General features: G+C 66.6%; 20 protein-coding genes. 18 read left to right on the forward strand and 2 right to left on the reverse strand.

What is annotated here, in order from left to right:
- Positions 1-20 precede the first annotated feature (20 nt).
- From ABEA33_RS14340 to ABEA33_RS14355, 4 genes are all read left to right on the forward strand, one after another.
- Positions 21-1,340, forward strand: coding sequence for an ABC transporter substrate-binding protein (locus tag ABEA33_RS14340; RefSeq protein ID WP_345527475.1), 1,320 nt, complete (start codon positions 21-23; stop codon positions 1,338-1,340).
- A 91-nt stretch (positions 1,341-1,431) separates the two neighbouring features.
- Positions 1,432-2,301: a carbohydrate ABC transporter permease gene (locus ABEA33_RS14345; protein ID WP_345527476.1), complete on the forward strand. Its 870-nt coding sequence runs from the start codon at positions 1,432-1,434 to the stop codon at positions 2,299-2,301.
- 35 nt (positions 2,302-2,336) lie between these two features.
- Positions 2,337-3,221, forward strand: coding sequence for a carbohydrate ABC transporter permease (locus ABEA33_RS14350; RefSeq protein ID WP_345527477.1), 885 nt, complete (start codon positions 2,337-2,339; stop codon positions 3,219-3,221).
- Positions 3,222-3,226: 5 nt separating this feature from the next.
- On the forward strand, positions 3,227-4,192 hold the full coding sequence (locus ABEA33_RS14355; RefSeq protein WP_345527478.1) for a PfkB family carbohydrate kinase: 966 nt from the start codon (positions 3,227-3,229) through the stop codon (positions 4,190-4,192).
- 120 nt (positions 4,193-4,312) lie between these two features.
- Here the strand turns inward: ABEA33_RS14355 and ABEA33_RS14360 are convergent, their stop codons facing one another.
- Complete coding sequence (locus ABEA33_RS14360; RefSeq protein WP_345527480.1) at positions 4,313-4,834, reverse strand: glycoside hydrolase family 68 protein; 522 nt, start codon at positions 4,832-4,834, stop codon at positions 4,313-4,315.
- Positions 4,835-4,913: 79 nt separating this feature from the next.
- Between ABEA33_RS14360 and ABEA33_RS14365 the strand changes: the two genes are divergently transcribed.
- The 3 genes from ABEA33_RS14365 to ABEA33_RS14375 all read left to right on the forward strand — a co-directional run bounded on the left by ABEA33_RS14365 (position 4,914) and on the right by ABEA33_RS14375 (position 8,432).
- On the forward strand, positions 4,914-6,230 hold the full coding sequence (locus ABEA33_RS14365; protein WP_345527481.1) for a cytochrome P450: 1,317 nt from the start codon (positions 4,914-4,916) through the stop codon (positions 6,228-6,230).
- Positions 6,231-6,736: 506 nt separating this feature from the next.
- The gene (locus ABEA33_RS14370) at positions 6,737-7,651 is read left to right on the forward strand and encodes an NADP-dependent oxidoreductase (RefSeq protein WP_345527482.1); all 915 of its coding nucleotides are present in this window, start codon (positions 6,737-6,739) and stop codon (positions 7,649-7,651) included.
- Positions 7,652-7,664: 13 nt separating this feature from the next.
- Positions 7,665-8,432: an enoyl-CoA hydratase-related protein gene (locus tag ABEA33_RS14375; protein WP_345527483.1), complete on the forward strand. Its 768-nt coding sequence runs from the start codon at positions 7,665-7,667 to the stop codon at positions 8,430-8,432.
- Positions 8,433-8,486: 54 nt separating this feature from the next.
- Here the strand turns inward: ABEA33_RS14375 and ABEA33_RS14380 are convergent, their stop codons facing one another.
- Positions 8,487-9,131: a PaaI family thioesterase gene (locus ABEA33_RS14380; protein WP_345527484.1), complete on the reverse strand. Its 645-nt coding sequence runs from the start codon at positions 9,129-9,131 to the stop codon at positions 8,487-8,489.
- Between the two features lie 125 nt (positions 9,132-9,256).
- Here ABEA33_RS14380 and ABEA33_RS14385 point away from each other — a divergent pair, with 125 nt between their 5' ends.
- From ABEA33_RS14385 to ABEA33_RS14435, 11 genes are all read left to right on the forward strand, one after another.
- Positions 9,257-10,408, forward strand: coding sequence for an NADH:flavin oxidoreductase/NADH oxidase (locus ABEA33_RS14385; protein ID WP_345527485.1), 1,152 nt, complete (start codon positions 9,257-9,259; stop codon positions 10,406-10,408).
- Complete coding sequence (locus ABEA33_RS14390; protein WP_345527486.1) at positions 10,408-10,893, forward strand: nuclear transport factor 2 family protein; 486 nt, start codon at positions 10,408-10,410, stop codon at positions 10,891-10,893. The genes ABEA33_RS14385 and ABEA33_RS14390 overlap by 1 nt, the downstream gene beginning before the upstream one ends.
- A complete protein-coding gene (locus ABEA33_RS14395) occupies positions 10,890-11,744 on the forward strand; it encodes a branched-chain amino acid ABC transporter permease (protein WP_345527487.1) in 855 nt (284 codons plus the stop codon). The genes ABEA33_RS14390 and ABEA33_RS14395 overlap by 4 nt, the downstream gene beginning before the upstream one ends.
- Before the next feature lie 5 nt (positions 11,745-11,749).
- On the forward strand, positions 11,750-13,573 hold the full coding sequence (locus ABEA33_RS14400) for a branched-chain amino acid ABC transporter ATP-binding protein/permease (RefSeq protein ID WP_345527508.1): 1,824 nt from the start codon (positions 11,750-11,752) through the stop codon (positions 13,571-13,573).
- On the forward strand, positions 13,566-14,357 hold the full coding sequence (locus tag ABEA33_RS14405; RefSeq protein ID WP_345527489.1) for an ABC transporter ATP-binding protein: 792 nt from the start codon (positions 13,566-13,568) through the stop codon (positions 14,355-14,357). The genes ABEA33_RS14400 and ABEA33_RS14405 overlap by 8 nt, the downstream gene beginning before the upstream one ends.
- Positions 14,344-15,534, forward strand: coding sequence for an ABC transporter substrate-binding protein (locus ABEA33_RS14410; protein WP_345527490.1), 1,191 nt, complete (start codon positions 14,344-14,346; stop codon positions 15,532-15,534). The genes ABEA33_RS14405 and ABEA33_RS14410 overlap by 14 nt, the downstream gene beginning before the upstream one ends.
- 78 nt (positions 15,535-15,612) lie before the next feature.
- The gene (locus ABEA33_RS14415; RefSeq protein WP_345527491.1) at positions 15,613-16,215 is read left to right on the forward strand and encodes a TetR/AcrR family transcriptional regulator; all 603 of its coding nucleotides are present in this window, start codon (positions 15,613-15,615) and stop codon (positions 16,213-16,215) included.
- A gap of 152 nt (positions 16,216-16,367) precedes the next feature.
- Positions 16,368-18,134, forward strand: a complete 1,767-nt coding sequence (locus tag ABEA33_RS14420) for an AMP-binding protein (RefSeq protein ID WP_345527492.1) — start codon at positions 16,368-16,370, stop codon at positions 18,132-18,134.
- Entirely contained in the window at positions 18,131-19,288 is a 1,158-nt protein-coding gene (locus tag ABEA33_RS14425) for a thiolase family protein (protein ID WP_345527493.1), read from the forward strand. The genes ABEA33_RS14420 and ABEA33_RS14425 overlap by 4 nt, the downstream gene beginning before the upstream one ends.
- Positions 19,288-19,815: a Zn-ribbon domain-containing OB-fold protein gene (locus ABEA33_RS14430; RefSeq protein ID WP_345527494.1), complete on the forward strand. Its 528-nt coding sequence runs from the start codon at positions 19,288-19,290 to the stop codon at positions 19,813-19,815. The genes ABEA33_RS14425 and ABEA33_RS14430 overlap by 1 nt, the downstream gene beginning before the upstream one ends.
- Complete coding sequence (locus ABEA33_RS14435; protein ID WP_345527495.1) at positions 19,815-20,570, forward strand: SDR family oxidoreductase; 756 nt, start codon at positions 19,815-19,817, stop codon at positions 20,568-20,570. Before ABEA33_RS14430 ends, ABEA33_RS14435 begins: the two co-directional genes overlap by 1 nt.
- Positions 20,571-20,600: the final 30 nt, after the last annotated feature.

Raw genomic sequence — 20,600 nt, forward strand, 5'->3', positions numbered from 1 at the left:
ACCTCTCGTAAGGAAAAGCCATGTTTGGTCGCAACTTCGGCAGCCGGCGCCGGCGCCGCCTCGTCGGGGCCGTGCTGACGGTGACGTCCCTCGTCGCCCTCGCTGCGTGCAGCAGCGCCAGCGACTCCGAGAGCAAAGACGGCAAGACCACGATCACACTCTCGATGCAGAACCCCGACGTGAAGACCGCGGACCCGGCCACCTGGGCGATCGTCCAGGCGTTCGAGAAGGCCAATCCCGACATCCACGTCGAGGTCAGTGGTCAGGCGGTGGCCGAACACCTGCAGAGCCTCTCCATCGCGGCCCAGAGCGACACGCTCCCCGACGTGTTCTGGGTCTACAAGGCGACAGCCGAAGAAATGCTCGATGCCGGCAAACTCATGGACCTCAAGCCGACTCTCGACGACCTCGGTATCACCGAACACCTCCCCGAGAGCACCGTCAGCAACTTCACCGCCGACGACAAGATCTACGGCGTCCCCTACCAGGGTCTGCTCACCGGCCTGTGGATCAACAAGAAGATCCTCGCCGACAACGGCCTGCAACCGCCGACGACCTTCGACGACCTCGTGAACGTCGCCAAGACGCTCGACAGCAAGGACATCGTGACGATCTCCGATGGTGCGAACCAGTCATCGTTCAGCGTCTGGTCGTTCCTGGTCTGGCTCGACCGGTTCGGCTTCGAAGAGAAGATCGATGGCATCCTGGACGGCTCCGAGAAGTACGACAACCCCGCCTTCGTTCGGATGTACGAGCACATCGCCGAACTCCGCGACGCCGGAGCCTTCGCGTCCAACGTCTCCACGCAGACCTACCAGCAGGCCGTCGACCAGTTCCTCAACGGCAAGGCCGCCATGCTTGACTCCGGCGTGTGGGCGTCCAGCGCGATCCAGGACTCCTCGGTCGCCGCCGACACCGTCTTCTGGAACGGTGCCACGTTCGACGACGGCGTCGGTGAGCAGGACATCGTCATGAACGTCGCCTCGGCGCCCCTCGTGGTCGACCACAGGGTCGCCGACAACGACAAGAAGCTCGCTGCAGTCAAGAAGTTCCTCGAGTTCTACTACAGCGATGAGGCGCAGCAGCTCCTGGTCGACAACGGCCAGCCTCCTGTCACCGACTACGAGCCGGAGATCGACGCCGCCAAGCAGAGCGCCCTCAAGTCGGCGCTGGATGTGGCCGCCGACCCGAACCTGAGCAGCCCCCGGTCGCAGCCCGACCTGCTGGTCTCCACCGCCGTGTCGAGCGCGATGTACGACAGCATCTACGGCGTCATCCAGAAGCAGCTCTCTCCCGAGGAAGCAGTCGACCTCGTTCAGAAGGCACTCGACGCCGAGTGAAATCTCGGGGTGCGCCCGCTCGACCCGGGCGCACCCCGAGCCGCCGGGTCCGCGGTCGTGCGGCCCCACCGAGATGAGAATGGGTTCAACGATGGTCTGGGTCAGCTCTCGCTGGAAGATCGCTCTGATGCTCGCGCCCGCCCTGGTGCTCTTCACCGCGTTCTTCGTCTACCCCGTCGGATACGCGATCGCCTACAGCTTCACCGACTCCGCCGGATTCGGGGCCGCCAAGTTCGTTGGCCTCGACAACTACGTAGCGCTCAAGGACGACCCGTTCTTCTGGCAGTCCCTGCGCAACACCGTGGTCATCCTGGTGGTCAGCCTGGTCATCCTGGTCCCCGCATCATTCGCCCTGGCGCTCCTGCTTCGGCGCAGGATCAAGGGCGGCGGCGGCCTCCGCGCGCTCGTGTTCGGACCGGCCATCATCGCCCCGATCCTGGTCGGCCTCATCTGGGTCTTCATCCTCGACCCCAAGATCGGGCTCTTGAACCGGTTCCTGGAACCCCTCGGCATCGGGCCGATCCAGTGGATCGGCGGTGACACCTTGACGCCGTACTCCGTCTCACTGGTCTTCATCTGGAGCAGCATCGGCTTCGCCATGACCATCTTCTATGCCGGCCTGCAACTCCTCCCCGGCGACGTGATGGAGGCCTCCCAACTCGACGGCGCCTCGCCATGGCAGCAACTGCGGTACGTCACCATCCCGATGATGCAGGAGACCTTCGCGATCGTGGCGGTCCTGATGATCACCAACGTCTTCAAGATCTTTGAGCTCGTGTACATGCTCACCGGCGGCGGACCGGTACACCGGTCGGAAACCCTCGTCAGCTACATGTACTTCGTCACGTTCACCAACCAGCGCTACGGCTCCGGCATGGCGATCGCCGTGGTCATCTTCGTCCTCGGCGCACTCACCTCCCTCGCCTACCTCGCGATGGCTCGCCGCAGGAGCCTCGCATGACCCAGACGACGACTGACACGGATACGACAGACGACGTGACTACACACCCTGCAACCTCGCGACGCCGCACAGGCCCGACGACATCAAGACGACCACGCAAGAAGGGCCTGATCGCCGCCGGCATCGCGGCCTACTTGGTGACCTTCCTCATCGTGCTGCCGATCCTGTGGATCGCGCTCCTGTCCTTTCAGCCGAGCGACACCATCCTGTCGGACCCGTTCTCGGTGAAGACCCTGACGTTCGAGAACTACCGCAACGCGATCGCGGCGCTCCCCTTGGTGCAGATGTACAAGAACACGATCATCGTCGCGGTGATCTCGGTGTCGGTCGGGGCGGTGGTCTCTTTCATGGCGTCGTACGCCCTGACCCGCATGGTGTTCCGACGCCGACGCGCCCAGTCCTCGGTCCGGTTCTATCTACTCGCCGGACTGGCCGTCCCGGTCTACGTGCTCCTGTTCCCGATCTACCGCCTCGACCTCGCGCTCGGGATCTTCGGTACCTATGCCGCGCTGATCCTGCCGTACATCGCGGTGTCCATCCCGTTCAACACCTTGCTGCTGACGGGGTTCCTCCGCGACTTTCCTGCCGAGCTGGAGGAGGCGGCGATCATGGACGGGGCGGGTCTGTTCCGCATCTGCTGGTCCGTCGTCCTGCCGACGATGCGACCGGTGCTCGCGACGATCCTGATCTTCAACGTCGTCTATGTCTTCAACGAGTTCCCGTTCGTGTCGATCCTGATCAACGACCCTGATCTCGCGACGGTTTCGCTGGCCGTGTCGAAGTTCCAGGGTCAGTACACCGTCGACTACGGCGGCATGATGGCTGCGGCCACGCTCGTCCTGCTTCCGCAGCTCGCCATCTACGCCTTCTTCCAGCGTCACGTGATCGCCGGCCTCACCGCCGGCGCCGTCAAGGGCTGAGCCACATGAGCGACCAGCACCGGACCGGCGACCTACAGCGCCAGGAGGACGTGCACGGCGGCGCAGTCCTGGTGATCGGGGAGTCCCTGATCGACGTTGTCGAGACCCGCGCCGACGGAGTATTCGAAGCCCCCGGAGGATCGCCACTCAACGTCGCGATCACGCTCGCCCGCCTGGGCGTCGAGACACACCTGTTGACGGCTCTGGGCCTCGACGATCGCGCCGCCAGGATCGAAGCGCACCTCGACGCCTCCGGCGTCACCCTCGTCGAGGGTGCGCACAGCCTGCCGCGCACGTCGACCGCCACTGCCCGGATGCAGGAAGACGGCTCGGCGCGATACGAGTTCGACGTGGCATGGTCCCCGGCCGTCACGGCGCTCCCGCCCGTCCGCGTAGTACATGCCGGGTCGCTCGGACTGTTCGTAGAACCTGGAGCCCAGCTCGTACGTCGCCATCTCGAGACCACGGCACCCTCGGTACTCGTGACTCTGGACCCGAACATCCGGCCCTCCCTGCTCCCAGAACACGCCACCGTGCTGAACGGATTCGAGAAAGTGCTTCCGCTTGCGCACGTGGTGAAGCTGAGCGATGAGGACGCCGACTGGCTCTACCCTGGCCTCGACGAACGTCAGCTCATACGGCACCTCCTCGATAGAGGACCGGTGCTTGTTGCCGTCACCCGAGGTGCCGACGGTTGTGTCCTGGCCTGCCGGGACGCGTGGATCGAGGTCCCGGCCGTACCGGTCGAGGTCGTCGACACCATTGGGGCGGGCGACTCGTTCATGGGCGCGCTGATCCATCAACTACTGCTCCGGGGCCTGGCCGCCGATCTCGTCTCCGGGCAGCGCTTGTGGCCCGAGGAACTGGTGGCCATCGGAAGCGCCGCCGCCGACGTCGCCGCGGTCACCGTCACTCGTCCCGGCGCGGACCCGCCCTGCCTCGCAGAACTGAGAGCTACGTTCGGTTCGTGACCGCCAAGGTGTCCACGCCGCTCGTGCACCAGTAGGGAGCGGCGGCGCTCCATGCCCGGCCAGATCACGGCCACGCGCGTACGGGCCGCTGGGCGGGATGTGTCGGGTGGATCTTTGGGGTCAGCGGCTGACGGTGATCGCGCGGTTGGCGGGGCCGTCGATGCCGGAGGCGAACGTGCCTCGGTGGCTGATGGTGAACAGGTAGTACTTCCCGCCTTGGAGGTAGATCTGGGGTCGTTCGGTCTGATCGGTCACGCAGTTGGCTGAGAGGATGGGGGGTAGGAAGTGCCACTTGGTCAGCTGTCGGTTGTCGGCAACTGCGAGGCCGATGTTGGCCATCTGGAGAATGGCGCCGGTGTCCATGACGGTCTCGAGGTCTTCGGCGTGTGGGTCGCCCGGGCGGTAGCCGAGGTCCTGGTTCGTGCAGCTGCGGCTTCCGCGCTGGCCGGCGCTGTTTCCTTCGAAGACCATGAAGGTCTTGTTCGGGTAGCGGGGGTCTTGGAAGGTGAACGGGTCGCGGAAGTTGTAGAACGGGTTCTGTGCCCCGGTCTGGTACCACTGACCGTCGGCTTGGAGAAGGTCGCGGACGCGGTTGAAGCCGGTGAACCAGACACCGTCCTGGCACTGAGGACCAGGTTTCACCTAGCGGTGCCGCAGATTCAGCGTTCAAACTCGTGGGTTGCACCGATGGTCGCTACCCGACTGGCTGAATACTGGGAGCGTGTCTCGCCTCCGCGTGCCGGATCTGCGGCCTTCCGTGCTGCGCCGACGAACCATTCGGCTGGTCCTGTCCCGGCGTCAGAACCTGATGCCCGACATCACGACGCTGCGTCGGCTCCCGGCCTCCTCGACGTTCCCCGTGCAGCGCAACGGTATCGACCCCGTGCCGCAACTCTGCGAGACCCGCGACCGCGGGCCGGTCACGAAGCTGACGAGCCTGATGGGCGTGGACATCTGGCTAGTGACTGGCTTCGAGGAGGCACGAGAGGTTCTTGCCGACCTTCACCGCTACAGCAACGACATGCGCCACGTGCTCGGCAACCGGCCGCGCACCGCGGCCGAGAGCATCGGTGGGCTCGGGATGACCGACCCTCCTGACCACACCCGACTGCGTGGACTACTCACGCCGGAGTTCACCAAGCACCGTTTGGGCCGTCTTCAAGGCAGCATCGACGAGATCGTGGCCGAGACTCTCGACGACGTCGCAGCACGCGGGCCCGACGTCGACCTCGTCCCGCACTTCGGGTTCGCCATCCCGTTCCGAGTGATCTGCGAACTCCTGGGGCTATCGGTCGAGGACAGGGCGCCGTTCCACGAGCTCGGGATCGCCCGGTTCGACCTCAGCAACGGCGGGGCCGGTGTCTTCGGCGCCGCGACCGAGTCACGTAGCCTCCTGATCGAGGCTGTTCGCCGCCAACGACGAGATCCGAGGGGCGGCCTGATCGGTGCCCTCATCAGGGACCACGGAGACGATTTCGACGACGTCGAGTTGGGCGGGCTCGTTGACGGATTGTTCCTCGGCGGCTACGAAACCAGCGCCAGCATGTTGTCCATGGGCGCCTACGTGCTGCTTCAGCAGCCGGACGCCTGGGAGACCATGCGCACCGGCACAGCCGCAGAGGTCGACGGCGTCGTCGAGGAGCTGTTACGCCTGCTCTGCCCGGTACAGCTCGCCTTCCCCCGCTTCGCTCGCGAGGACATCGAGCTCGGCGGACAACACGTCGACAAAGGCGACGTGGTCCTGGTGTCCCTCTCAGCAGCGAACCGCGACCCGCGCACCATCCACGACCCCGAACAGTTCACGCTGCACAGCGACCGCACTGCCCACCTCGCCTTCGGCCACGGACTGCACCGCTGCGTCGGCGCCGAGCTCGCCCGAATGGAAATCCGCACGGCACTCACCGGTCTCGCACAGCGCTTTCCCGACCTCGCGCTCGCACCCGGGAGCGAGCCCTCGTTCCGCGAACTCTCCATCGTGCACAGCATCGACTCCCTGCCGACCCGCCTCGCGATTGCGAAGCCCGCGCAGTCAGCTTGAGCAGCCCAAGCGACCTGCGAAGCAGACGTTCCGTCATCTCCATTGCCGTTAGGAGAACCTGACGGCACTAAGGGGGGAGCCGGCAGTCGTCTCGGCACAGCTCGAGGGCCTCGGCCGGGCGGAGGTCGGCGAAGTACAGGCAGGCGAAGTAGGCGGCGAGGGCCGGGAAGCGTCCAAGGACACTCTGGGCCTGGGCTGTTTGACGACGAGCCCGCGGCGCAGCCAACTGGGTTCTCGGTCGCACGCGAGCAGCAGCAGGTGCTAACAGCACAGCAGGCTTCGGCCGGTGTCCACCGTTCGTCGGGCACCCGAGCGGTTGGCTTACGCACCAACAGCTCGCGGTCTAAGCGCGAGCTCAGCCGAGCGATCATGTCGTCGTGCGGAGGTGGCGCCAGCACGGCGCGGCGGTGTCGGCTGACAGTGAGCGGGTGTGACGTTGGTCGGGGCGACGCGCCACTGCTAGGGTTGATTCTAACAAGCGACCGATTGAGATGGAATCTTCCAAGATGCTGGCTGTACAGATCGACTCACCGGGCCCGATCTCAGCGCTACGGGTGCGGTCCATCGTCGCGCCGATTCCGGGAACGGACGAGGTCGCCATCGATTTGATTGCCAGCTCGCTCAACCCCGCTGACATCAAGATCCGCACCGGTGCCGTAGTCCCGGCGACCGGAAACTACCCGTACACGCTCGGCTACGACCTCGTCGGAACAGTCGTCGCAACGGGCCTGGACATTGCCGATCTGGATCTCGGTGACCGTGTCCTCGCGATGTCGGCCGTTGCACTGACGGGTCGGGGAGCATGGGCCGAGCGGGTCTGCCTGCCACGCGCCGCAGTCGCTCGCCTCTCTGACGACTTGGAGGCGAGCATGCTTGCTCGGCTCCCCCTCATCGGACTGACTGCGTACCAAGCTGTCCGCCGGGCAGATCCAGCCGCCGACGAGTCCGTCCTGGTTGCGGGAGCAGCGGGCTCCGTCGGACGATTGGTTGTTCAGCTGCTGCTGCACCGCGGAGCGAGGGTTCATGCTCTGGTTCGCACACCCGACCAGGTTGGGCTGCTTCCCGAGGATGCGCTGCTGACTCACCACGTCGGCCAAGCGCCTACCGGAATCGCCGACGTTGTGATCGACGCCGCTGGCGGCGACTTTGCCACCGCACTCGTCGAGAAGGGCCGTTACGTCGGCCTCGTCCCCGACCAATTGCCGTCGCGAGATGCTCTCGCAGCGCGCGGCGTGCGGCGCGATGTAGTAATCACCCAGGAGTCCGGCGCCGACCTCGCCAACCTCGTCGACCTCGTCCGTCGAGGCGTCCTTACCCTCCCGCGCTCACGCTGCTTCCCACTCAATGAGATCCACGCGGCACACAAGGAGTACGAACAAGATGGTCAACGAAACGTCGTCCTCACCAGCCCCCGTCGATGAAGCCTCGCCTGAGTTGAAGTTCGAGCACCTCGAGATCGAGCTCGACGCTGAACTTGCTCTCGTGTGGCTGGCCCGGCCGCCGGTGAACTCGGTGTCGCAAGAGATGTACCGCGAGATCCGGCGCCTGTTCGCCGACCCCGGCGCACACCTACCCGGCGCCAAGGCGATTGTGCTCGCCGGTCGTGGGCGGCACTTCTGCGCCGGCAACGACCTCCACGAGTTCGGAACCCTGACTCCCGAGAACTCCGACGAGCGGATGGCCGAAGTCCGAGCCGCCTTCTTCGCAATCCAGGACTGCTCGATCCCCGTCGTCGGCGCCGTCCAAGGGGCTGCGGTTGGCACTGGCTTGGCAATCGCCGCTTCCTGCGACTTCGTGATTGCCGCGGATGACGCACGCTTCGGTACCCCTGAGCTCGGCGTCGGCATCATGGGCGGAGCGCGCCACCTTGGCCGCCTGGTCCCGGAGCCAGTCGTGCGATGGATGTACCTCACCGGAGACCCCATCGACGTACGGCGCCTCGAGGCACTCGGTTCCGTCATCGAGGTGACGACTGCCGAACAAGTCGTCGAGCGGGCTCGCGAGCACGCCGGCCGGATCGTCCGGCACAGCGCGGCCGCAATCAAGATGGCCAAGCGCAGCCTCAACGCGATCGAGACCATGGACCTCCAACCCGGGTACGCCTTCGAGCAGAGCCTGACCCGAGAGCTGTCCGGGCACCCGGACTCGCTGGAGGCTCGGCGTGCGACCCTCGAACGGCGGCAGCCGACCTATACCGATTGAACGGTACTTGGCTCCTCACATCAGCTCCGCGACTGAGTTTGTCGGCTCGCCGACTCAGCTCGTCGCTCCTGGGCGCGGGGAGATCCAGAGGCCTTCGGCCTCCGCGATCATTGTCTCCGCGTCCCGGATCTCGCCACGGATGAACCGTTTGCGACCCTCGATTCCGGCGATCCACGTCCGGCACGACAGGTCGGTGTCCAGCCGAGCCAGACTGCGGTAGTCCACTCGCAGGAACGCCGTCCGGGCGACGCCGCCGCGGACGTCGCGGTTCGCGATCATGCCTAGGGCATCGTCGAAGAAGAGGCTGATCGCGCCACCATGGACCGCGGCGGTCCCGCCGAATCGCGGGCTGAACCGGACGTGCCCGCTGATCTGCGCCTCGTCCTCGATCTCTACTGCGAATACGGGGGTGAGACCCCGCTCGGCGGGCTGGAATCTCGGGTTGCCGAGGGCGTGAGCCGGCGCCGCCACGTCCTCGGGCAGATCGTCGATGCCCCGCAGAGCATCGAGAGCGCTGGCTAGATGCCCAGCACACTGATCCATCTGCTTTCGCTCTGGGGCGACGGTGGCTAAGCGGTCCAGCACGCGCAACACGAGGTCGACCGCACCGCGGTAGGCCACTGGGTCCAGGCTGCCCGTTGACGTGCGGTTCTGGGACCGGACGTGGCTGGCGTACTCGGCGTCATGGGGGCGCATCATGTGCCTTTCAAGGTATCTAACGAGCGAACGATTTATTTGGCAGAATCTCTTGACCCCGCTCCGCCTTGTGACCTACGTTACCTAACGGCCGCTCGATTCATAAGGCGATAGCTGGAGAGGGAATGATGGAACAGGCGGAAGCACGGCTGTTTGATGCGGTGGCGCTGCGGGGGACGACCCTGCGCAATCGCACCGTCGTCTCCCCGATGTGCCAGTACTCCGCGACCGATGGGATCGCTGACGACTTCCACCTCGTCCACCTCGGCCGGTTCGCTCTGGGAGGCTTCGGCCTGGTCATGGCTGAAGCGACCTCGATCAGCCCCGAGGGCCGGCTCACCTACGGAGACCTCGGCCTGTGGGACGACGGGCAGGTCGCACCCCTGCGCCGGATAGTCGACGTCGTACACGCCGCGGGTGCCGCGTTCGGCGTCCAGCTCGCGCATGCCGGCCCGAAGGCGGCCACGCTGCCACCATGGATGGCCGAGTCGGCTCGGCCGGCGCACGCGAACTGGGAGATCCGTTCGGTCACCGACGAGCCATATCTCGACGGCTGGCAGCGGCCGGTCGCCCTCAGTCGCGACGACCTCGACCGGCAGATTGAGCAGTGGCGGGCCGCCGCCCTGCGCGCCAACGCAGTCGGCGCCGATGTGGTCGAGCTGCACATGGCCCACGGCTACCTTCTGCACGCTTTCCTCTCGCCGCTGAGCAACACTCGCAGCGACGAGTTCGGCGGTTCGCTCGAGGCGCGGATGCGATTCCCCCTGCAGGTGGTCGATGCCGTGCGAACCGCCTGGCCGGACTCCAAGCCGCTTCTCGTGCGCGTGGCAGCTGTGGACAACGGCGCCGACGGCATTGACATCGAGCAAACCGTCGCGTTCGCGGCACGGCTCCGGGATGCTGGCGTCGACGTGATCGACTGCTCCTCGGGGGGCTACGGAGGTGCCTACGTACACCCCATCGTGCCCGGCTACCAGGTCGCCTGGGCGGCCGAGCTGCGGGCTCGGGTCGGCCTCCCGACCGTGGCGGTTGGACTCATCACCGACGCGGAGCAGGCCGACGCCATCGTGCGCCACGGTCAGGCCGACCTGGTCGCCCTCGGCCGCGAAGCGCTCGCGGACCCCAACTGGCCGGTCCACGCCCGGGAGCAGCTGGCTCAGTACGACGGAGAGGACCGCTTCGACCTCCACCCGCTGCAGAGCCGCTCCTGGCTCGCGAAACGACAACGACAGCTGGACCGCTCGCGCGCCACCGAGCAGACGAGGAAGGGCAGTCAGTGATGGACACCCGAGAGCCGACCCCGGCCCAGCAGCTCGAGGAACTGTGGGTCCGCACCAAGTGCATTGAGCTGGGCGCTCGCTACTGCCACGGCGTTGACCATGGAGACCTTGAGACGTTCCTGTCGATCTGGCACCCCGGGGGGGAGTACATCGTCGGCAAGCGGACGGGCCGGTTCGCCGGGCACGCCGAGCTTGCGACCGCACTGGACTTCGTCCGTGGCGCGTTCGCCTCAACCCACCATTGGACGACGAACCACCTGGTGACCCGAACTGCGGACGATGCTGCCACCGGCGTCAGCGACTCCTTCGCCATATGCGTCGACCACTCCGACAGGCCAAGCCTGGTCGCGGCGACCTACGACGACGAGTACCGCCTCGGCAACGGCGAGTGGAAGATCCTGCGCCGCACCGTGCGCAGGTGGCTGGTCTCGGAGGGAATCGAGGTGCCGCTGAGGCACCCAGCATCGGAAGGAGTGCGTTCGTGACGTTGCTGTTGAACGCCATCTCCGAGGCAGCGGTCCTCGCGCCGCTCGCCGTCGGGCTGAGCGTGATCTACCGGATGAGTGGGGTCATCAACTTCGCTGCCGGCGCGGTCGCGATCACTGCCGCCTACACCAGCGTCGAGCTGGGCAACGGCCCGGTCGGTGTCATTGTCGCTCTGCTGGTCGGTGCCCTGCTCGGTGTTCTCATGTACGCGACCACGATCCTGCCGGGCAAGTTGCTGGGCGCGCCGCACGTCGCGATGACCCTGGCCACCTTCGGGTTCGCCGTCGTCCTCGAAGCCGTCGGACACCGTGTGTTCGGCGGGGTCTCGACGGCTGCCGACCCCTGGCTGCAGGGTTCCGTCGAGGTGCTGGGCACGACCCTCACCTACCAGCGCCTAGTCGTCATCAGCATTGGTGTCGTCATCTCCGTTGTGGTGATCCTGCTCTTCGACCGCACCATGATCGGTCGCACGATGGAGGCCTGCGCCGCCAACGAGCCGCTGGCCCGCCTCTACGGGACGAGTGCTGGCCGCTATCACCTGCTGGCATGGGCGATCGGCGGATTCTGCTCGGCCGCGACCGGAGTCCTGCAGGTAGCGATCGCCGGCGTCTCTGTCGCCTTGTCGATGCACCTGTTGCTCCTTGCGCTGGTGGCTGCCGTCGTCGGTGGAATCCGTGGCCTGCGCTCCACGGCGCTCGGAGTCCTGCTGGTCGCGGCGTTGGGTGCGCTCGTCGCGCGGTATCTGACGACTGAGTTCATCCTGACGCCGATCTTCGTGCTGCTCCTCGTCGCGCTGTACCTCCGCCCGCAGGGCGTCTTCATCAGCTCGACTACGTCGGAACGGGTGTGACCGAAATGTCCTTCCTGAGCAAGACACTGCTGCGTCCCGACCTTGCCGTCCATGTCGCCATCCCGGCAGCGCTGCTCGCGCTCTACGCCTTCGCATCCGGCGACTCCTACATGACCTATCTCGCGACGGCGGGCGCGATCTCCTATGTGCTGACCGCGAGCTTCAACCTCGTCTTCGGCTACGCCGGGATCTTCTCACTGGCCAGCATCGCCTTCTACGGCATCGGCGCCTACGCCAGCGTGTACGCCGAGAACCAGTGGGGGATGCCGTTCTGGCTGTCCTTCCCTTTCGCGATGCTGGTCGCGTCGGTCTTCGCCGCGATCCTGATCTTCCCCACCAGCCACCTCCGAGACATCTTCATCGCGATCGTCACCCTCGGATTCGCGGTCACCGCCATCGAGGTCTTCGCCCAGTGGGACGAGGTGACCGGAGGTGCCGGAGGCATCTACCTCATCGATCCACCCTCGATCGGCTCGCACACCTTCCTCGGCGGCGACCCCTCCTACCTGCTGTTCAGCCTCTTCGTGGTCTGGGCTGTGGGTGAGCTGACCTGGCGGATCTCCCGCTCCGGGTTCGGCCGCAAACTGATCGCCCTGCGCGAGACGCCGCGAGCCCTCGCGGCCTCGGGCGTCAACGACGCCAAGATCCGGTTCGCCGTCTTCGTCCTCTCCGGAGCGCTCGCGGGCCTCGCCGGCGCCCTCTATGCGCACTTCCAGCTCATCATCTCCCCGGAGGCGTTCTCCATCTCGCGGCTGATCGAGCTCCTGCTGGCCACGGTCATCGGCGGCGCCGGGACCTTCCTCGGGCCCTTCCTCGGGGTGCTCGTCCTCATCCTCATCGACGAGGTCGGCGCCCGCATGGGTGACCTCGAGCCGATCGTGTACGGCGTCGCAGTCATCGTCCTGATGTCCGTGGGCCGTCACGGAGTTGCCAATCTGCTCGCACGAGCCTGGCAGCAGTGGTCGCCGGTGCGCCCCACCGTGTCATCCGCGACTTCCGCGACGGTGTCGAAGCTCGACGAGGAAGTCTTGACCCCAGAGGGCCTCGACTCGAGCCGGCCGCTCCTCGTCGTCGAGGACGTCACGGTCCAGTTCGGCGGCGTCCGCGCCGTCTCGGGCGTGACGCTCGCCCTCCAGGCCGGGGAGGTCGTCGGCATGGTGGGGCCCAACGGCGCAGGCAAGACCAGCCTCTTCAACTCGATCACAGGCGAGGTCACCCCGACCTCGGGCGACGTCCTCTTCGCAGGCCGCAGCATCCTCAACGACGCACCCCACCAACGTCGCAAGCGAGGTATCGGGCGGACCTTCCAGCTCCCGAGCCTCGTGCCGGACCTCACTCTGGTCGAGAACGTGATGCTGGGCGGGGAGATCCGGGCCCGCGCCGGACTGCTGCGACAGAGCCTCTTCTCCCGCGTGGCCCGCGCCGACGACCGCAGCCGACGCGCTGAAGCGCTCGCGCTCCTTGACGAACTCGGCCTGGGCGATCGTGCCCGCGGTCGCGCTTCGGACCAGCCCTACGGAGTGCAACGGCTGACCGAGATCGCCCGCAGTCTGATGCTCAGCCCTGCTCTGCTGATGCTCGACGAGCCAGGCGCCGGACTGACCGAGGACGAGCGCGGACATCTCGCGGGCGTCATCGAGCATCTGCGACGGCGTCACCTCACCGTCATCGTCATCGACCACAACGTCTCTTTCGTGGCCAGCATCAGCGATCGCATGGTCGTCATGGACAGCGGCGAGCTGATCGCCGACGGCGCGCCGAAGGACGTCCTCCAGGTCGAACGCGTGGTCGGTGCCTATCTGGGATCGGAGGCGGCCGCCCATGGCTGAGCAGCTATTGAAGGTCAACAAAGTCGATGCCGGCTATCGCCGCGGTGCCCACGCCATCCGCGACATCAACCTCGGTCTCCACGCCGGCGACGCGCTCGGCGTCGTGGGGATGAACGGCGCCGGCAAGTCCACCCTCATGGCCACGATCGCCGGGCGCCTGGTCCCGGAGAACGGGACCGTGGAGCTGGAAGGCCGCGACCTGGGCCGCATGTCACCCGATCGTCGCGCCCGCCAGGGCCTCGTCCTCCTCCCGGAAGGACACCAGGTCATCGGCGCCCTGACCGTCGAGCAGAACCTGCTGGTCGCGTCCGGCGCGCGGACCTTCCGCGGCGCACGCCGCAGGTTGGCCGCTGTCGCCGACCTGGTCTATGGACTCTTCCCCATCTTGGCCGACCGCGCCGACCAGCTCGCGGGTCTCATGTCGGGCGGCGAGCAGCAGATGCTCTCGATCGGCCGCGCCCTGGTGACCGGCCCACGGCTGCTGCTACTAGACGAGCCTTCGCTCGGCCTTGCGCCGGCCGTAGTCGACCGGATCTACGACGCTCTGACCGACCTACGACGCGAGCAGCTCTCTCTCGTCGTGGTCGAGCAGAACGACACCAGGTTGCGAAACCTGTGCAACAAGATCGTGGTCCTGAACTCGGGAGTCGTGACGCTCAGTGCCGCGACGGAGGACACGGATAAGGACGCCATCCGGAGGGCCTACTTCGGAGCGTCCCATCTACCTGGCGACGCCGTGTTGGCGTCCCACGAGGCCGAAGGAGACAGTCATGTCCAAGGTTAGGGCCAAGAGCCGTTTGTCGGCGGCCGCCGCGCTTCTCGTCGCTGGCGCGATGATGCTGACCGCCTGCGGCAGCAGCGACGATGGTGGCGGCAGCGACGACGGCGCCATCGTCATCGGCATGCTCGCCCCTCTCACCGGCGCGGCAGCCGTGACCGGCGAACAGATGGCTGACGTAGTCAAGATGGCCGTCGAGGAGATCAACGCCGACGGAGGTGTCGAGGGTCGCGACCTCGAACTGAAGGTCTACGACGACAAGCTCACGGCCGACGATGCCGCCAAGGCTGCGCAGCGCGCGATCACCGTCGACAAGGTCACTGCTCTGGTCGGCACCCTCGCGAGCGCTTCCGCGCTCGCGGTGCGCGAGGTGGCGGAGCGGAACAAGGTCCCTTTCCTGGTGCCCGCCGCTTCGGCGACCGAGGTCACCGAGGGCTCCGAATACGTCTATCGGGTCACCGTCGACATCGAGCAGCTCGCCACCGCCACCATCGGCATCGCCCAGCCGCTCAAAGCCCAGTCGGTCGCCCTGCTCTACGACAACGGCGCCGTCGGCCAGGGCTACGCCGAGATCGCAAGTGACCAGGCCGGCGGGCTCGGGATCGACGTCAAGGCAATCCAGTACACGACCGGCGCTTCCAGCATGGCGTCCGTCGTCCAGGAGGCCAAGCGCGACAATCCCGACGCCGTCATGATCGCCGGCTCCGCTGGCGCCGACTACGGACTCATCCTCAAGTCGATGGTTGAGGAAGGCCTTGACGTGCCCGTCATGGGCCTCACTACCATGATCGGCCCTGACGCGGTCTCTGTCGGCGGCGACGCCTACAACACGCTCCCCGGCCTGTACGTCGCGCTCGCTAGGGACCCGGAGAACCCCCGCTATCAGGAGTTCACCGAGCAGTACGCCGAGAAGCACGACGGAGAAGCCGGCGTTAACGACTTCGCCGCACAGTCCTACGACGCCGTGCACATCCTCCAGCAGTCGCTGGAGGCCACCAGCGGCAAGGGCGGGGAGGCCCTGGCTGATGCGCTCAACGACCTGGAGCCCTACCCGGGCGTCTCGGTCCCGGAAGATGCGACCATCTCCTTCGCGGACGGCCACGATGGGTTCGCGGCTGTCACGATGAACGTCTTCCAGTACACCGACGGCGCGCTCAAGCCGTCTACGCTCGTCCTGGAATGACGTGGAGGCGGCGCAGCGGTTGCCCCAGGCAGGCCCGCCGCTGCGCCGCTCCACGGAACGCACGAAGAGAGGCATGGCGTGAGAATCGCAGGATCCAACCGAGACGAGACCTGGAATCGGGTACGCACCGCCGGTGTGGACCTGCTGTACCGGCACGGCTTCGAGGCGATGAACACCCGCCAGCTCGCCGAGGCGGCTGGCCTCAAGCCCGGGTCGCTCTACTACTACTTCTCCAGCAAGGAAGAGTTTCTGCACCGGCTACTCGTGGACCTGCTCGAGGAGATCGTGACTGACCTCGAAGAGAGCCTCGAGGGACTCACCGCTCCGGTCGAGCGACTCGACGCCTACATCCGAACCCTTGTTCGCTGGCACGTCGTGCGGCGCGAAGAGACCTTCATCGCAAGCATCGAGGTCCGTTCGCTCACCTCGGACCGGCAGGAGTCCTACATGCAGCTGCGTGACCGCTTCGATGTCATCCTGGGAGAGATCCTCCGAGATGGCGCGGACCAGGGCGTCTTCTCGTTCCAGCACCCCGGGGTCCTCCGCAACGCGATCCTCTCGGCCGTCACGGCGATCTCGACCTGGTACGACCCGTCCGGGGCACTTGGTCTCGACGTGCTGACCAACGACTTCGTGGAGCTTGCCCGCCGGATGGCGGGCGGCAGCCCCACCCCTGTCTGACCCAGGGCGATGGCGGCCGGCATCACTCGCCGTACCGCGTCTGCCTCGTGTCCGGCGACGGTTGACCCCGGCAGTCGTGCGCTGTAATTTACAAAACGAGCGCCCGTTAGATTTTAATCTAGTGAAGGGCGCCAAGTTCAAGGAGATCGGCGATGGAGCTTCGACAGCACAAGGGCACCCGGCTCGGCGCAGGGATGCGAACCTTCGACCCCCACGACGTCCAGCGCTTCCGCGGCGACGGGCAGTGGCGCGACCGGACCTTCCTTGATGACTTCCTCGACCACGCCGGCGCCAGTCCGGACAAGGCAGCCGTCGTCTCCTATGTCCAGGGCCGCACGCTTCCGGAGACTGTTACCTACGGCCAATTGCGGGCTTACGTCGACCGGTTCGCTGCAGTGCTGGTGGGGCTCGGCGTAGAACGCGGGGACGTGGTCTCGATCCAGGTTGCGAACGGCTGGGAGGGCCCGGCCCTGGCGTTGGCGACGATGCGGGTCGGCGCTGTCCCCAACCCAATCCCCATCATCTACCGGGAGCACGAAGTGCGGCACATGATGGAAGACGCTGGCACCAAGGTCTACGTCTCTCCTCAGCGGTTCCGTGGATATGACTTCGAGGAGATGGCCCTGCGCCTGCATCGCGAGGTCCCGTCGCTGACACATGTCTTCTTCACCGACGGCGACGCCACGGTCGACGCCGAGCACGACTTCGCCCGACACTTCATCGAGCCCCGCCGCGAACTCGCCCCCAAGCTCCCAGCCATCCTTGAGGCCTTGCGGCCAGGCGCCGACGACCTCGCGATGCTGGTCTTCACCTCGGGCACCACAGGCAAGCCGAAGGCGGCTCTACACACCTTCAATACGGCCTGGTCCGGTTACCGCAACGTCATCGTGGACGCCCTCGATCTGACCTCTGATGATGTCGCATTCATGGCCTCGACGCTCGGCCACCTGACCGGCTTCATCCACGGCATGCTCGTGCCGCTCTCGATGGGGCAGAAGGTGGTCTACCAGGACCTGTGGGACGTCGACGGCATGCTCGACATGATGGAGACCGAAGGACTGACCTGGACGCTTTCGGCCACGACCTTCGCACTCGACATGGTTGACGCGCAGCGCCACCGCAACCGTCCGCTGGCCAGCAAGCTGCGGGCCTTCGCCTGCGGAGGTGCTTCCATCCCGCCCGGGGTGGCCGTGGACATGGACCGAATCTTCGCCACCAGCCTGGTTCCGCTCTGGGGCTGTTCGGAGACGGGCATCGCGAGCATCCACCACCTCGGATCCAGCGTGGAAGTCCTTGACGCCAGCGACGGCTACCCGGTGCCGTGGCAGGAGACGCGAGTCGTCGACGAGACCCTGGCCCCGGTTGAGGCCGGGACGATCGGCAACCTGCAGGTGCGTGGCCCCGGCGTGTTCGCCGGCTACCTCGGGCGCGCCGACCTCACCGAGGGCGCATTCAGCCCCGATGGCTGGTACGACACCGGCGACCTGGGGAAGGTGCTGCCCGACGGTGCCATCCGGATCGAGGGACGCAGCAAGGACATCATCATCCGTGGTGGGCAGAACATCTCTGCGGTGGAGATCGAGAGCGCGCTCTACAAGCACCCCGCCATCCAGGATGTAGCGGTGGTCTCCTATCCCGACGACCGGCTGGGGGAGAGGGTTTGCGCAGTGGTGGTGCCGCGCGAAGGTGGCGCAGCCCTCACCTTGGAGGACGTCGTCGCGTTCCTCGATGCCGCCGGGATGGCCAAGCCGTTCTGGCCGCAGCGTCTGCTGGTGCTCCACGACCTGCCGCGCACCGCATCAGGCAAGGTCCAGAAGTTCGTGCTGCGCAAGGGCCTGGCCGAGGAGGCGGGCAAGCCGCCGCATGACCGCCCCCAGTCCCCGGCGCAGTCCGAGGTGCAGCCGCAGGGACAGCCGTGAGAGTCGACGCCCCGATCTACGTCTCGGGGGTCGCCCAGGAGATCGTGGGCCGTGGTAGGCCGGCCCCGGCGTACATGAATCTGCTGGCTGCTGCCGCCGTCGGTGCGGTCGCGGATGCCGGGCTGGAACGCTCTGCCATCGACGGGCTCGTGCTGTCCTCGTCGATCCCCCAGCCGTTCGAGCGCAACCCCGCCGAGGTGGCCGAGTACCTCGGTCTCGGCTCGGTCTACACCGCCATGGCTCCTTACGGGGGCCGCCCGGCCACTGACGTGCTGAACATCGCGAGGTCCGCCATCCGCGCCGGCCTCGCCACCAACGTTCTGGTGTTGTCTGCGGACAACTTCGCCACAACGCTCGGCCTCGAGGGCGCGATCGAGCTGTACATGAAGAGCTTTGACGGCATCTACGAGCGCCCGTTCGGACCACTCATCCCTACCGCCTTCGCGCTCATGGCGGCCCGGCACATCCACGAGTACGGCACCTCGGCGCAGCAACTTGCCCAGGTTGCGGTCAGCATCCGCAAGCACGGACTCCTCAACCCCCATACCGAGGTGTCTGGGGAGCTCAGCGTGGACTCGGTTGTCAACGACACCGTCGTCTCAACCCCACTGACCCGCTCGATGCTGGCGTTGATCTCCACCGGCGGCGCGCAAGGGTTCGTCGTCTCTCGCGAACGCATCGACGACCGCTCGGTCACCCTCGCCGGATACGGGGAGGCCAGCGCGTTCATGAGCCTGTCCCAGGCGCCTAGCCTGGTTCGCTTCGACCACATCCGCCGCGCCGCCGACCTCGCGCTGCGCGACGCGGAGATCACGCTGGATGATATCGACTTCGTCGAGTTCTACGACCCAGCCACGATCGTCCCGCTGATCCTGCTGGAGTCCATCGGCTTCTGCGATCCCGGGCAGGGCGGTGCGTACGTCGAGGGCGGTGCCATCGAGCTCGGCGGTCGGCTCCCCATGAACACTCATGGCGGCACCCTTGCGTTCCGCCACCCAGGCATGGGTGCCGCTCTCGACTCGGTGGTCGAGGCGGTGACCCAACTGCGCGGGGAGGCCGGACCTCGACAGGTCGCGAACGCCCACCGCGGCCTGGTCCATGGCCAGGGCAGCTGGCTGGCCAACAACGGCTTCGTGGTCTTGGGGAGGGCCTGATGAACACCAGCGAAGAAGGCGCCCCCACGCTGCCCGGTGAGGACTCGGAGGACGCCGTGACCATCAAGCCCGTCAGGGCCGTCGACCCCCAGGCCGATGCAGCCACCGTGTTCTGGGACGGCTGTGCCCGTCGAGAGTTCTGGCTGCAGCACTGCACGACGTGCGATGCCTGGCAGTTCTACCCGCGCAGCCTCTGCTCGCACTGTTGGGCACCGACATCCGCCCTCGAATGGCGGCGCCCTGGGGGTGGCGCTGTCGTGGAGTCGTTCAGCGTCGTGCACCGCGGCAGCGGGGCGTTCGCCGCACATGCCCCGTACGTCGTGGCGCTGGTCCGCTTCGACGAGGGACCGGTGATGATGTCCCATATCGTCGGGCTGGACATCGACCTTGGATGCGGCGTCGGTGCCGTCGGTGACGTCACGGGGATCGGTGCAGTGGCGATCGGCGACCGAGTTGAGCTGGAGTTCGCCGAGCTCGCCGGACGAACCGTGCCCGTCTTCCGGGCCGTTGGAACCGGTGTCGGCTGATGAGCGAGACAGTACTGATCACCGGCGCCAGCACGGGACTCGGCGAGGGTATGGCACGGGTCTTCGCGGCCCGGGGTGCCGATCTCGTGATCACTGCACGGCGACTGGGCCGGCTCGAGGAGCTGCGCTGTTCGATCCAGCAGCAGCACCCCAGCCGAACCGTCACGCCGTTTGCTCTCGACGTTACCGACCATGACGCCGTGTTCGAGGTGTTCGAGGCCGCTGCCGAGCAGTCGGGTCGCCTCGACCGGATCGTCGTCAACGCCGGGTTGGGCAAGGGCTCTGCCTTAGGCGCAGGGCGATTCAGTGGAAACCGTGACACGGCGCTGACCAACTTCGTAGGCGGAATCGCCCAGTGCGAAGCGGCGATGCGCGTCTTGTATCGCCAGGGCAGCGGACAGCTCGCGGTCATCTCCTCGGTGGTCGCCGGCCGCGGCATGCCCGGACCCATGAACGTCTATGCCGCGTCCAAGGTGGCGTTGAACCATCTCGCCGCCGGCATTCGCAGCGATGTCCGTGCCCAGGGCCTCCCTATCGCCATCTCGACCATCCGCCCGGGCTACATCGACTCCGAGATGCAGACCCGGACCGGTCGTCGCCACTGGCTGCTCACAGATGCCGATGTCGGGTGCGCGGCCATGGTCGACGCCATCCAGCGCGAGGTGCGCGACGCCTGTGTCCCGCGATGGCCCTGGTCGGCCTTTGCCGCCGGGCTGCGGGTCCTGCCCATGCCTATCGTGCGCCGACTGCTCTGAGCATCGCGCACCTGATGAGAAGAGCCTCTG

The organism is Nocardioides endophyticus (genome assembly GCF_039543845.1).
Lineage (GTDB): Bacteria > Actinomycetota > Actinomycetes > Propionibacteriales > Nocardioidaceae > Nocardioides > Nocardioides endophyticus.

What these genes read in the sequence shown, in the direction of transcription:
- ABEA33_RS14340 (WP_345527475.1), top strand. Translation starts at nt 21, where the DNA reads ATGTTTGGTCGCAACTTCGGCAGCCGGCGCCGGCGCCGCCTCGTCGGG.
- ABEA33_RS14345 (WP_345527476.1), top strand. Translation starts at nt 1,432, where the DNA reads ATGGTCTGGGTCAGCTCTCGCTGGAAGATCGCTCTGATGCTCGCGCCC.
- ABEA33_RS14355 (WP_345527478.1), top strand. Translation starts at nt 3,227, where the DNA reads ATGAGCGACCAGCACCGGACCGGCGACCTACAGCGCCAGGAGGACGTG.
- ABEA33_RS14370 (WP_345527482.1), top strand. Translation starts at nt 6,737, where the DNA reads ATGCTGGCTGTACAGATCGACTCACCGGGCCCGATCTCAGCGCTACGG.
- ABEA33_RS14380 (WP_345527484.1), bottom strand. Translation starts at nt 9,131, where the DNA reads ATGATGCGCCCCCATGACGCCGAGTACGCCAGCCACGTCCGGTCCCAG.
- ABEA33_RS14385 (WP_345527485.1), top strand. Translation starts at nt 9,257, where the DNA reads ATGGAACAGGCGGAAGCACGGCTGTTTGATGCGGTGGCGCTGCGGGGG.
- ABEA33_RS14390 (WP_345527486.1), top strand. Translation starts at nt 10,408, where the DNA reads ATGGACACCCGAGAGCCGACCCCGGCCCAGCAGCTCGAGGAACTGTGG.
- ABEA33_RS14400 (WP_345527508.1), top strand. Translation starts at nt 11,750, where the DNA reads ATGTCCTTCCTGAGCAAGACACTGCTGCGTCCCGACCTTGCCGTCCAT.
- ABEA33_RS14405 (WP_345527489.1), top strand. Translation starts at nt 13,566, where the DNA reads ATGGCTGAGCAGCTATTGAAGGTCAACAAAGTCGATGCCGGCTATCGC.
- ABEA33_RS14410 (WP_345527490.1), top strand. Translation starts at nt 14,344, where the DNA reads ATGTCCAAGGTTAGGGCCAAGAGCCGTTTGTCGGCGGCCGCCGCGCTT.
- ABEA33_RS14420 (WP_345527492.1), top strand. Translation starts at nt 16,368, where the DNA reads ATGGAGCTTCGACAGCACAAGGGCACCCGGCTCGGCGCAGGGATGCGA.
- ABEA33_RS14430 (WP_345527494.1), top strand. Translation starts at nt 19,288, where the DNA reads ATGAACACCAGCGAAGAAGGCGCCCCCACGCTGCCCGGTGAGGACTCG.
- ABEA33_RS14435 (WP_345527495.1), top strand. Translation starts at nt 19,815, where the DNA reads ATGAGCGAGACAGTACTGATCACCGGCGCCAGCACGGGACTCGGCGAG.